Origin of the sequence: Fictibacillus solisalsi, assembly GCF_900103485.1 — a bacterium.
Classification (GTDB): Bacteria; Bacillota; Bacilli; order Bacillales; family Fictibacillaceae; genus Fictibacillus_C; species Fictibacillus_C solisalsi.
Genome location: NZ_FNHW01000001.1, coordinates 684,199 through 695,982, shown reverse-complemented (window position 1 = coordinate 695,982; position 11,784 = coordinate 684,199). Strand labels below are relative to the sequence as shown.

11 protein-coding genes and 2 riboswitches are annotated in these 11,784 nt (G+C 44.8%); of the genes, 4 read left to right on the top strand and 7 right to left on the bottom strand.

The features are described from left to right. The first annotated feature begins 112 nt into the window (after positions 1 to 112). Positions 113 to 1,225, top strand: a complete 1,113-nt coding sequence (locus BLT53_RS03595) for an AI-2E family transporter (protein ID WP_090232836.1) — start codon at positions 113 to 115, stop codon at positions 1,223 to 1,225. Between the two features lie 19 nt (positions 1,226 to 1,244). Here BLT53_RS03595 and BLT53_RS03590 read toward each other — a convergent pair whose 3' ends face one another. From BLT53_RS03590 to BLT53_RS03560, 7 genes are all read right to left on the bottom strand, one after another. Then, a complete protein-coding gene (locus tag BLT53_RS03590) occupies positions 1,245 to 2,273 on the bottom strand; it encodes a class I SAM-dependent methyltransferase (protein WP_090232833.1) in 1,029 nt (342 codons plus the stop codon). Further along, complete coding sequence (locus tag BLT53_RS03585) at positions 2,270 to 3,613, bottom strand: FAD-dependent oxidoreductase (RefSeq protein ID WP_090232831.1); 1,344 nt, start codon at positions 3,611 to 3,613, stop codon at positions 2,270 to 2,272. The genes BLT53_RS03590 and BLT53_RS03585 overlap by 4 nt, the downstream gene beginning before the upstream one ends. 125 nt (positions 3,614 to 3,738) lie before the next feature. After that, positions 3,739 to 4,275, bottom strand: coding sequence for a 1,2-dihydroxy-3-keto-5-methylthiopentene dioxygenase (locus tag BLT53_RS03580; RefSeq protein WP_090232830.1), 537 nt, complete (start codon positions 4,273 to 4,275; stop codon positions 3,739 to 3,741). Between the two features lie 35 nt (positions 4,276 to 4,310). Next, a complete protein-coding gene (locus tag BLT53_RS03575; protein ID WP_090232828.1) occupies positions 4,311 to 4,937 on the bottom strand; it encodes a methylthioribulose 1-phosphate dehydratase in 627 nt (208 codons plus the stop codon). Then, entirely contained in the window at positions 4,934 to 5,596 is a 663-nt protein-coding gene (locus tag BLT53_RS03570; protein ID WP_090236680.1) for a 2-hydroxy-3-keto-5-methylthiopentenyl-1-phosphate phosphatase, read from the bottom strand. Before BLT53_RS03570 ends, BLT53_RS03575 begins: the two co-directional genes overlap by 4 nt. Further along, complete coding sequence (gene mtnW, locus BLT53_RS03565) at positions 5,593 to 6,834, bottom strand: 2,3-diketo-5-methylthiopentyl-1-phosphate enolase (RefSeq protein WP_090232827.1); 1,242 nt, start codon at positions 6,832 to 6,834, stop codon at positions 5,593 to 5,595. The genes BLT53_RS03570 and mtnW overlap by 4 nt, the downstream gene beginning before the upstream one ends. Positions 6,835 to 6,917: 83 nt before the next feature. Then, positions 6,918 to 7,024, bottom strand: a riboswitch (SAM riboswitch). An 80-nt stretch (positions 7,025 to 7,104) separates the two neighbouring features. Continuing rightward, positions 7,105 to 8,277, bottom strand: coding sequence for a pyridoxal phosphate-dependent aminotransferase (locus BLT53_RS03560; protein WP_090232825.1), 1,173 nt, complete (start codon positions 8,275 to 8,277; stop codon positions 7,105 to 7,107). A 99-nt stretch (positions 8,278 to 8,376) separates the two neighbouring features. Here BLT53_RS03560 and BLT53_RS03555 point away from each other — a divergent pair, with 99 nt between their 5' ends. The 3 genes from BLT53_RS03555 (at position 8,377) to mtnA (ending at position 11,762) form a co-directional block, all read left to right on the top strand. Further along, complete coding sequence (locus tag BLT53_RS03555; RefSeq protein WP_090232823.1) at positions 8,377 to 9,162, top strand: carbon-nitrogen family hydrolase; 786 nt, start codon at positions 8,377 to 8,379, stop codon at positions 9,160 to 9,162. A gap of 101 nt (positions 9,163 to 9,263) precedes the next feature. Beyond that, positions 9,264 to 9,419, top strand: a riboswitch (SAM riboswitch). Positions 9,420 to 9,498: 79 nt separating this feature from the next. After that, complete coding sequence (mtnK, locus tag BLT53_RS03550; RefSeq protein WP_090232821.1) at positions 9,499 to 10,710, top strand: S-methyl-5-thioribose kinase; 1,212 nt, start codon at positions 9,499 to 9,501, stop codon at positions 10,708 to 10,710. Positions 10,711 to 10,715: 5 nt separating this feature from the next. After that, complete coding sequence (gene mtnA, locus BLT53_RS03545) at positions 10,716 to 11,762, top strand: S-methyl-5-thioribose-1-phosphate isomerase (RefSeq protein ID WP_090232819.1); 1,047 nt, start codon at positions 10,716 to 10,718, stop codon at positions 11,760 to 11,762. Positions 11,763 to 11,784 lie beyond the last annotated feature (22 nt).

Here is an 11,784-nt window from a genome sequence, read left to right as displayed (position 1 = left end):
CAATACTTACTTTATGCAGCAAGGGGATATTGGTTCATTTTTTCAAGGATTGAAAACCTGTCAGACTACCATATATAATAGATACAATACTCTAGTGAACGCAGGTGAAGCTATGCCACAGTCCAAAGCATTCCGATTCGGATATGCGATACTATTGATCTTTCTAATTATTTTAACTGGAACAAAAATTCATTTTGTTTTCCGCCCGCTTGTTGTCCTTGTCCAGACCCTCTTTTTTCCATTCTTGCTGGCGGGGGTACTGTATTATTTGTTCAGACCGATCGTTAACTTCCTTCATAAACGAAAGGTGCCAAGATCCCTTTCCATTTTACTCATTTATTTGGCTGCGATTGGATTGTTTGTTCTGCTCTCCTATGCCGTTGGCCCTGTTCTCCAGCGGCAAATCAACAGCTTGATCCATAATACACCAGGACTGATCGATGCGATCCGGGGCAAAGTGGTGGAGCTGCAAAACAATGAATGGGTAAACCGTATTCTTGAAAACAGCCAGTTCAGCGTCAATGACATTTCGGATAAGGTAACAAGCTATCTGTCCAAAAGTGCTTCGATGATCGGAACAAGCGTGACAAACTTTATCGGTGTGCTCACCAACATTATCATGGTGTTTGTTACCGTACCTTTTATCCTCTATTACATGCTGAAGGAGGGAGAAAAGGCACCAAAGATGGTCCTTCGTCTTCTTCAGCCGACACAGCGAAAAAACGGCACAAAAATTTTGGCCGACATGGATATGGCACTGAGCTCTTATATACAGGGCCAGATTTTGGTCAGTATATGTGTGGGAATCCTCTTGTATATTGGCTATCTGATTATCGGGATTGACTACTCATTGCTGCTCACGGTCATCGCCATGTTTACGAACGTCATTCCTTTTCTGGGGCCGATCATTGGGGTAATTCCTGCATTGATTGTGGCGGTCATTGATTCACCATTTATGATTGTTAAGGTGCTCATTGTTATGGTCATTGCACAGCAGATTGAAGGAAATATCATTTCTCCGCAGGTAATGGGGAAAAAGCTTGATATCCATCCTTTGACCATTATTTCCATACTCCTTGTTTCGGGCTCCCTCGGCGGCCTTTTGGGACTTATTCTTGCGGTCCCTGTCTATGCCGTGCTGAAGGTTATCGTTCTTCACACCTACAGCCTTATCAAGCTTCGTAAAGAACAATCGATCGAACAGGACAAAAAAATAATTTCCTAATACAAATGACGTGCTGAAATCAGCACGTCATTTGCTGTTGCTCTGCGGCAGCCACCGCTTTTTTCTCCAGACAAATCATACACCATGCCCCTTCTTTTATGATGGGTCTGGTTTCTTCGATCTTGAAGCCGCTTTGAACCGCAGCATTTTGTATCTCTTTATAGGAAGGAAGCGGATACAAATTTTCGTGTGCACTCATAAAGCTGTTAAAAGCGGAAGCAAATGCGTTCCCGTTTTTATAGTCCGAAAGCGGTGTAATGATGACCAGTGTCCCGCCATTTGTGAGCAGAGAGTTCGCCTTGCACATAATATCGATGCGTTCTTTCGGAGGAAAATAATACAGAAGGTTGTTCATCATGATCAGTTCTACCTTTTCTGAGATCGTAAATTGTTTAAGGTCGCCTTGAAATAATTCAATACATTGGGTATATTCATTGCACCGTTTCAGGGCTTCTTCATATACCTCTTTATTCTTTTCCACACCTGTCAGCCGCATTTCCGGATTTTTTGAGGCCATTTTCTGAAGATACCCCGCATGTCCGCAACCCAAATCGAGAACCGAACGGATCCCCTTCCGTTTTAACACCTGATGGATTTTGGGGAAAGCGAGTTTTTCAATTAATGTAGATGTTTCCGCGACAGTATAGGCGAACTCCTCTTCGGCGAACAGTTTTGACTTCTTGCCTCTCATCAATTCAGGGTAGGAAAGCAAAACCGGTATGTGAAGCTCGAGCATTTCCTTTAATAGGATTCCAACAGAATAGGGACTTTCCTTCGAAACATACTGCTTAAGCATTCTGGAAGAAATGATTTTTCCGTCCCTTTTCCGCTTCAGATGGCCGATGGCAAGCCCCACTTCAATCCAGCGCTCAAGGAGTAGCTTGTTCAGTTGCATTCTTGCCGCCACACGCGCAGTATCCTCTGCCTGCTGAAAGGCGTTAAAAAGATCCAATGTATAGCCAACATAGGCATGCCACGTATAAAGAAAGGATTGGTTTCGCTTCATCCAGCTTCTGGCTCTCCATAATTTGATCCAGTCGTGTATCATTGTCTTTTCCCCTTCTTCCCTGATCCGGAGGCTCTTGTATACGCCCAGGGGTAATCTTCCTCCTGAGCAAAATAGTAGGATTTTTTGCTGCGTTTTAATTTCCCATTCACTGGGGCTGGAATACCTGCCTGCTGCAGACGGTCTCCGATGGTAAACGGCAGCATGCCCATCCCCGAAATATTCAGCATTTGTTTAAAATGGAGATGCGAAAATGCGCCTGTCTTCTCAATTCCTTTTTTTCGGAGCTTCTGAAACCAGTCAAACGGATACGAATAAAAAAGAGCCGCCTGATGGCTCAGCCGCATCATAAATTCAGCTCTTGGTTTTCTTACTTCTTCATACCACTGCAATTCCTTTTGTGTAAGGTTATGTCCACGTATTAGGTAAACGAGAAGCTCACCCAATATATCTGCATCCTGTATGGCCATATTCATGCCTTCACCAGCCATGGGGTGAACGGTATGGGCGGCGTCTCCGATCAGAACTTTATTTTGTTTGACATACCGCGAAGCATGATGGCGAAAAGGAATCATCAACTGGATTTTGTTCCAGGAGTCGATCTGGTCAACATAGCCTTCCAGTGAGGGAAGAAAATCGGTATAGGCATCATAAAAGGAAGAAAGGCCGTTTTTCTTCATTTCTTTCAGTTCGCCCGGCTTGATCAGAAGAACGGTTCGCACTCTTCCATCAGGCAATGGAAAAAGCCCAAGAAATCGGTTTTGCCAGGAAAACATTTCGGCCTTGGTTAAATCGGGCGGTCTTGGAAAAGACACCGTTAAAAACTGATGATTATATGCATATTCTTTATAGGAAACGCCCATTTCCCTGGCAACCCGCGAACCCCTGCCTTCTGCTCCCACAAAGATCGCTCCACGAATTTCCTGTCTTTCGCCCCGGGTTTCCACAAGAGCTGTCTGTTCATCCTTAAATGTAAGAAACTTGGACTGATTCATGTAATGAAAGGTTCGGAAAGATTGTGCTTCCTTTAAAATAATTGATTTCAGTTTTTCGTGATCAATCATGCATGCATAATTATAAGGCGGGTCCAGTATCTCATAACTGAAAACATTGTTTGCCTGAGGGATGAGCCGTCCATTCTTCCGGTTCATTTCAATGAATTCAATCTCAGGAAGCACATAGCCATTATCAAGAATGAGAGGAAGGATTTCCAGCCGGTCAAAATGAGAAAGGCTCTTTGGCTGAAGAAGCTCGCCCTTATAGAGATGCGATGCTCTGCTTTGCTTTTCAATGACTAAGGTTTCCACATTGGACCTGGCGAGTTTAAGGCCCAGTGTCAAACCGGCAACTCCCCCGCCAATGATAACCACCTGATATACCATTCCCTTCCTACACCACCTTTATGACAATAACTACCACCAACCCACCTTGTATAAACCTTAAATAAAATATAAAAAAAGCTGCCACAAAAGAAGTTTCCTTCCTTCATGACAGCATGTCATTTAATTTATTTTGCGGGGGCTTCCTCTTTGTCGTAAATCGGCACCCAGCCCTCTTTGGATTTAAAGATTCGGACAGCAACGACTTGCCGGTCGTCCATCAATGTAAAGTAATGGCGATAGTTTTCAGGAACGGAAATCAGGTCGCCTGGCTCCAGCTCTACATCAAAAAAGCGGCCTTCCGGACCTTCAATGGCAAAAATACCGTGTCCGCTAACGATAAACCGTACTTCATCATCGGAATGATGATGTTCGGCCAAAAAGTTCTTCAGAAGCTCATCAAGATTTGGTGTATCCGGAGATAATGAAATAACATCCTCTGTGACGTATCCTCTGCGCTTTGAAAGTTCATCGATTTCACTTCTGAACACCTGGATCACTTCTGCTTTTTCCTCATCGGTTAATGAATAGTTTTCTTTCAGATGAGACGGCAGCCTTTCAATATCCCAGTTTTCATAGATTACACCCTGGCTTTCCAAATAACTGCTTACTTTGTCCAGCTCTTCCACTCGTTCATTATTATCATGAAAACGTAATTGTGCCATATTGGCATCCCCCTTTAAACTATTTTTTTGCTGCTTTATAATGCATACTGAGGCTGTAGTAATCTCATTTTGACATGGTAGGAAAAAAGGAACTCCAATGCCTCGAGGTGTTTTTTGGCTTCGAATCCATTTTTCCCCCATACCGTAACACCATGGTTTCTGATCAGAACAGCTTTTGTATCATGAGTAATGGCTTCTCCAAAACGTTCTGCAAGAGCAGACAAATCTGCCGGATTCTCGATGATCGGCACAGTAATGGATCCATCTTCTTCCCATATGTTAAATGCTTTGATTAATTCCTGCCCACGGAAGGTGATTTCCCCCTGATCGCCATACAGCTCGGAAATAATATTGTTATCGACAGTGTGAATATGCAAGCAACAGCCCGCCTCGGTATGCTGATACACTTTTGCATGCAACCCGGTTTCAGCTGAAGCACGCAGATGGGTTTCTTCTACGGCTTTACCCAATACATCCACTAAAACAAAATCTTCATTTGTTCGTTTTCGTTTATCCTTGCCGCTTGCGCTGACCAAAAAAGTAATAGGATTGCTACTAACTTTGATGGACAAATTTCCACTTGTACCCGGGAACCAGTCCCGTGAAGCCAGTTCGTCCTTAACATCAGCCAGTTCTTTCCACAATTCCCCCAACGATCTCAAATGATCACTTCCTTTGTTTGCAGATACGCAATAATGTCATAAAACGTAGTGAAAGGTTCAAAAGCAATATTTTCCTGTTCGCATTTCTCTTTCAAAAAGTCCCTTGCAAACACCTTGTCTGCCATTTTGGCTGCCTGTAAATCGGTGATAGAATCCCCAATCACGATTTTTTCGTACGAAGAGGAATCAAAACTTCTTAAGATAGCCGGTTTGCAGCATCCGCAGTCATTGCTGCATTGTCCGTCACAGCTGTGCGGCCAAAGAATTTCGATAGTCTCCCCTGCAAACGAACTGCCGTTGCAATAGATCTGTTTCTCATCCACTATATTTTTAAGCATCGGATAAACAAAAAAATCAATTCCTCCGCTTACTACGTACAAAGGGATATTTTTGTCTTTCGTATACTGAACAAATTCTTGGAATCCATCCCTGATTTTTGCCGTGGAAAGAATGTATTGAATAATTTCCTCTTTTTGGCTGGAAGGAATAAGGGAAAAAAGCTGTCCGACGCCTTCCCTGATGGATATTTCCTGCTGCAGTATTTTATCCTTGACCGGCACCCATCCTTCGGGAGCAAAGTTCTTCATGATGTCGATGATGTTGTCTTTTTCGGTAATGGTTCCGTCAAAATCACAAAAAATAATCCGATTCCTGCTCATGATTTCACCAGACCGCCCCATAGATTCAATGCTGCTTTTAGCGGCTCGCTCTCCTCGCTGATTTGTTCCAGCGATTTGTTAAGCAGCAAGCCATCAATCGCATCACGGAATGCTTTTCCTCCGGCAACGGCTCCACCTGGATGCCCGTGAACTCCGCCGCCGGCATTAATAATGCTGTCGATGCCAAAGTCCTGAAGCAAAAGAGGGGTCAATCCAGGATGGATTCCTGCTGACGGCACCGGGAAAGCACCTTTCCAGTATGCGTGCTTTTCTGTCAACTCTGCAGCGATGCCAACAGCGTCTTCTTTCCTCAGGGCCACACTGCCATATGGCGACGGAAACAGCACCAAGTCCGCTCCAGCAAGCCGCAGCAGCTTTCCTAAAAGAAGCCGGTTGGAAATGCCGTAAAACTCGGATGGCGTCAGTGCACCTGAAACTGCCGGGTGGGCCATGATGGGCAGATTAATTTCGGGATCTTCCGCAAGACTTTGCAGCACATCCAGTCCGTAGGCAAAAACATTAAATAACAGGGCGCTTGCGCCTAGCTCGGCTGCACGTTTCGCTTTGTCTTTTAATTCAAATGTCCGTCCCGTTAAATTAACGGCATACAGTGTTTTATGTCCGGTCTCCTCTTCCGTTTCGTCCAGTACTTGTTTGGCTGTTTTGATACGTTCTTCAAATGGGGTCAGCGGATTATCAAACAGGATTTCATCATCCTTGACTAAATCAACTCCGCCAAGCGCCTGCTCTCTCAGCTGATGTTTAAAATAATCCATATCCCTGCCGATCACAGCCTTGAAAATGCTCATGAGCAACGGTCGTTCATAAACACCAAGCTGATTTCGAATGCCATCAATTCCAAAGGTTGGTCCAGGAAAAGCGCTGCTTAAGTCTTCTGAAAATTCCAGGTCGATCAGTTTTACCTCGCCATCCAATGAAAGCTTTCCAAAAGCAGTGGTTAATATCGCTGGAAGATCGGGAGAAAAGTTTGCAGCAGGATAAGAGATTTTCAGAAGTGCCTGCTTTCTTGGCGAACCAAAATATTGGTTTACCCGGGCATCTTCCGGCAATTCTATGATCTCTGTCACACTGCCTTTATGATTTCTAAGCTGCTCCTTTTGCAGATCCGGCAGATCGGTCCAGGAGCCTACGGTTAACCCCAGTGCAATTCCTTCCGCTTTTTTTTTAAAATTACCTTTAGGGTCATGAACAAGATAGGTCGCAGTTACTGACGCCATTGTATCCCTCCAAAAACATAAATTCACACGAAAAAAACCTCTTCCCGAGGGAAGAGGCATTATAGACATAAGGATGCCGCTTCCTCTCATCTCCCAGCATGCGCTGCAAGATTTAGCACCGTGTTTATCCTTAGGATAACCGGTTGCCGGGCTTCATCGGGCTAGTCCCTCCACCTGCTCTTGATAAGAGAAAATGTTCATATTACTTCGAATGTTAGAATTACTAGTGATTATGACAGGTTATAAAAAATCTGTCAATCTATCAAAATCTCAAAATATATTTAATGCGCGGATCCGATCAGCCGCTTCTTTCAAGCGCTCTTCATCCGTAAGGAGACCCACCCTTACATAGCCTTCTCCCTCTTTGCCAAATCCGATGCCCGGAGCGACCACAACATGTGCCTCCTCCAGCAAGTAATCTGCAAAACTCTCAGAGGTATGTCCTTCAGGCACGGGAAGCCAGCAGAAAAAGGATCCTTTGGGTGCCTTAACATCCCACCCGAGTTCCTGCAGCCCGGAAATAAAAACATTTCTCCGCTTTTCGTACATATCGGCAAGCTCCCTGACACAATCCTGCGGACCAAGCAGTGCCTTTGCCGCTGCTTCCTGTACCGCCGGAAACAGGCTGACATAAAAATGATCCTGAAGCAGATTAATGCTTTCTATCACACTCTCATTTCCTATCGCAAACCCGACTCTCCAGCCTGCCATATTATACGTTTTACTCAATGTATAAATCTCAATTCCCTGTTCTTTGGCACCAGGCGTCTGCAAATAACTGACGGGCTTTTCTCCATCAAACCCTATGGCTCCGTAGGCAAAATCATGAACGACCAGAATGTCATGCTTTTGGGCAAAGTCCACGGTTTCTTTGAAAAATTGCGGATTGGCAACACCTGCTGTCGGATTGTTTGGATAGTTGAGGAACATTAATTTGGCATGGTCGGCCGTTTCTTCGTCAATTTCGTTATAGTCAACAAGAAAGTCATTTTCCTCTTTCAGCGGCATCATGCTCATTTCTGCTTCCGCCATGGCGACGCCCGACCAATAATCCGGATAACCTGGATCCGGCACCAGAGCGGTATCTCCTTTGTTCAAAAAACATTGCGCCACTTCTACGAGACCGGCTTTTCCGCCAAACAGCACAGCCACTTCTTTTTTCGGATCAACCCCTACCCCAAACTCGTTTTTATAGTAAACAGCTACAGCTTCTTTCAAAAAATCATAGCCCCGAAAGGGAGAATATTTGTGGTATTGAGGATTAACCGCTGCCTCCTGCAAGGCAGCTACAATATGTGGAGGTGTCGGCTGGTCAGGGTTCCCCTGTCCAAGATTAATCACATCATGCCCTTGGGCCGCAACCGCACTTACTTTTCCCACAAGCTTGGCAAAAAATTGTTCAGGCAGGCGTTCTAACGCATCTGCTTGCTGGAAACGTTTCACATTCACACATCCTGTCATTCGTAATTTTCTTGAAATTCTAATCCAATATGTTATACGCTTATTGAAAATCTGTCAAAACGTTTTTAATGGGGGATACGCATGAAACTGAATGTAGCACTGATCCAAATGGACATCCAGCTTGGATTGCCGGAAGAGAATATTAAAAAAGCCGTACAAAGAATTGAAGAAGCAGCAAAACTAAACGCAGATATCGTTGTACTGCCGGAACTCTGGACGACCGGCTATGATCTGGAGCGTCTTATTGAAATTGGAGATGCCAACGGGGATAGTCTGAAAAAGCTGATGAGCGGTTTAGCCCGGCAGCACCGCATCAATATCATTGCCGGCTCTGTTGCCAATAAAACAGACAAGGGCATTTTTAACACACTTTACGCCTTTAATCGTCGGGGTGAGCAAATTGGAGAGTACAGCAAACTGCATTTGATTCGCCTGATGCAGGAAGAGAAATTCATTGCTCCCGGTTCGAAAAAGGGGAATTTTATGCTGGAGAACATCCCGGCTGCTGGAGTCATCTGTTATGACATCCGTTTTCCGGAATGGATTCGCGCACATGTTCTCAATGGTGCAGCCCTTCTATTCGTGCCCGCCGAATGGCCTGCACAGAGGCTCTCTCACTGGCGAAATCTCTTAATGACGAGAGCCATTGAAAACCAATGCTATGTGATCGCCTGCAACAGAATAGGCCGGGATAACAATAACGCCTTTGCCGGCCATTCTATTATCATCGATCCGTGGGGAGACGTCATTGCTGAAGCAGATGGTGAGAATGAAACTCTTCTTTTTGCCGAGATCGACACAGATCTTGTGGATGAAGTCAGAAGCAGAATCCCTATTTTTGAGGACCGCAGACCCGAACACTATTAATCTTATCAAAATAAAATTGACAGCTGTCTTTGAAAGCTGTATGATAGCACTTGTAAATTATTATTGCATTCTGTGTTTTCTAACAACTTAATGATGAATGTCTCTTATCAAGAGCAGGTGGAGGGAATTTTGGCCCGATGAAACCCAGCAACCGACCGTAATACCATTGTGAAATGGGGCGTCTTTATTTGAAGCCTGGAACTTCCAGCATGGCACGGTGCTAATTCCAGCAAAGCTTAAGCTTTGCAAGATAAGAGGCGTGGACACTATACATCCAGGCCTCTTTTCTTCAAGAAAAGAGGCCTTTTTTACATTTATCTTTCGGAGGTAAACCCTATGGCAACAACAACAAAACAAGCCTACACACCGCTAAATGAGCAAACTGTGATAGAACTATCCCAAGAACTCGACTTGTTCAGTGATTACAGTTCCCTGGAGGTCAATGAAATCGGTGACGGCAACCTGAATCTTGTATTCAGACTGGTTGAACCGGCTACCAAAAAATCCGTGATTATCAAGCAGGCGCTTCCGTATGCAAAAGTCGTTGGAGAGAGCTGGCCGCTTACCCTGGACAGGGCACGTATTGAAAGTGATTCGCTGAAAAAGTTCGCCGAGTTCTCGCCTGAACATGTTCCCGAAATCCTTTATACGAACAACGAACTGGCCGTCACTGTCATGGAGGATCTGTCCTCCCATGTGATTCTGCGCAAAGGCTTGATTGATGGTGTAACCTACCCGAGCCTTGCTCAGCATATCGGAACTTTCATTGCGAAAAACCTGTTCTACACTAGTGATTTTTATTTACATCCGTTTGAGAAAAAAAGATTAGTCCAGCAGTTTACCAATCCTGAGCTTTGCAAAATAACCGAAGATCTCGTGTTCACCGATCCGTTTTATGATATTGAAACCAATGATTATCCTGCAGAACTACAGGATGCGGTCTCCGAACTCTGGAATGATGCGACGCTTAGAAACAAAGCCACCCGGCTCAAACTTAAATTTTTGACTCATGCCGAAGCTTTGCTTCATGGAGATCTGCATTCTGGGAGTATTTTTGTAACAGAGGAATCCACCAAAATTATCGACTCTGAATTTGCCTACTACGGTCCGCAAGGCTTTGATATTGCCCACTTTTTTGCGAATATCGCAATGAACCATATCGCTCAGCGGGCTCATATCAAGGACAAAGAAAAAAGGGCCGAATACCAGCTGTACCTTTCAGGCTTAATCAGAGACACATGGAATACCTTTACGGATACGTACAAAGGACTCTGGAGAAACGAGGGTGTGGAGCTGGCAACCAAACTCCCGGGCTTTGAAGATGAGGTCCTGGAAAGTATATTTACAGATATGGTTGGTTTTGCGGGCTGTGAAGTCATCCGCCGGACCATTGGCCTGGCCCATGTTGCGGATCTGGATTCCATTGCAGATTTCGATGAACAAATCCTGCTTAAAAAGAAGGCCCTTAAACTGGGCCGGGATTGGGTCAAAAACAAACAACGCATTAAAAATATTGAAGAATTTATTACTAGCATCAGGAGTGTTTAATTCATATGAGTACAACAGAAACGCAAATTTCATCCTTACGCTATAAAGGGGATCACCTGCTTCTTTTGGATCAGCAGCAGCTGCCTCATCATACGGTTTATATTAATGTCACCACAATTGAACAGGTGTGGGACTGCATCAAAAAATTGAACGTAAGAGGTGCCCCGGCCATTGGAATTGCTGCTGCGTTTGGAATTGTCCTTTGGGCAAAAAGCCATACCTTCCTTTCTTTTCCTGAATTTAAAGAACAGCTGAACCATCAAATCGCCTTCCTTTCGACATCCAGACCTACTGCTGTCAATTTATTTTGGGCACTGGACCGCATTACAGCTTCGGTAGCCAATGTCCTGGAGACCAAAGAGGCAGTTGAACGTATTGAACAGGAAGCCCTTCTGATTCAGAAGGAGGATGAGGAGATTTGCCGCAAAATTGGTGAGAACGGATTAACCCTGTTATGCGACGGAGACCGCCTTATGACTCACTGCAACGCAGGCGGGATTGCAACCGCAAAATATGGTACGGCGCTCGCTCCTCTTTATTTGGCAAAAGAAAAGGGATGGAATCTCTCGGTATACGCCAACGAAACACGCCCCGTTTTCCAGGGAGCCCGCTTAACCGCCTGGGAATTAAAACAGGCCGGCGTTGACGTTACGCTGATTACGGATAACATGGCCGCACATACGTTGAAAACAAAACAGGTGAGTGCTGTAATCGTAGGATGTGACCGTGTTGCAGCCAATGGAGATACAGCAAATAAAATCGGGACGTTCGGACTTGCCCTCCAGGCAAAGGCGTTAGGCATTCCTTTTTATGTTGCCTCTCCCCTTTCAACGATCGACCTGAACACCCCGACAGGCGATGATATTCCGATCGAAGAACGTCCTGCAGAGGAAGTTACCCATGTACAAGGTGTCCCTATTGCACCCAAAGGCGTAAAAGTTTTCAATCCGGCTTTTGATGTGACACCTCATGAATACATCACAGCCATCATTACGGAAAAAGGCATTGCCCGCGGGAATTATAAGGAAGCACTGGCGGAATTAAAAAAATAACCAAAAAAAAGCTCGTACTCCT

What these genes read in the sequence shown, in the direction of transcription:
- BLT53_RS03580 (WP_090232830.1), bottom strand. Translation starts at nt 4,275, where the DNA reads ATGGCACAATTACGTTTTCATGATAATAATGAACGAGTGGAAGAGCTG.
- BLT53_RS03585 (WP_090232831.1), bottom strand. Translation starts at nt 3,613, where the DNA reads ATGGTATATCAGGTGGTTATCATTGGCGGGGGAGTTGCCGGTTTGACA.
- BLT53_RS03570 (WP_090236680.1), bottom strand. Translation starts at nt 5,596, where the DNA reads ATGAGCAGGAATCGGATTATTTTTTGTGATTTTGACGGAACCATTACC.
- BLT53_RS03595 (WP_090232836.1), top strand. Translation starts at nt 113, where the DNA reads ATGCCACAGTCCAAAGCATTCCGATTCGGATATGCGATACTATTGATC.
- BLT53_RS03555 (WP_090232823.1), top strand. Translation starts at nt 8,377, where the DNA reads ATGAAACTGAATGTAGCACTGATCCAAATGGACATCCAGCTTGGATTG.
- mtnW (WP_090232827.1), bottom strand. Translation starts at nt 6,834, where the DNA reads ATGGCGTCAGTAACTGCGACCTATCTTGTTCATGACCCTAAAGGTAAT.
- mtnK (WP_090232821.1), top strand. Translation starts at nt 9,499, where the DNA reads ATGGCAACAACAACAAAACAAGCCTACACACCGCTAAATGAGCAAACT.
- BLT53_RS03590 (WP_090232833.1), bottom strand. Translation starts at nt 2,273, where the DNA reads ATGATACACGACTGGATCAAATTATGGAGAGCCAGAAGCTGGATGAAG.
- mtnA (WP_090232819.1), top strand. Translation starts at nt 10,716, where the DNA reads ATGAGTACAACAGAAACGCAAATTTCATCCTTACGCTATAAAGGGGAT.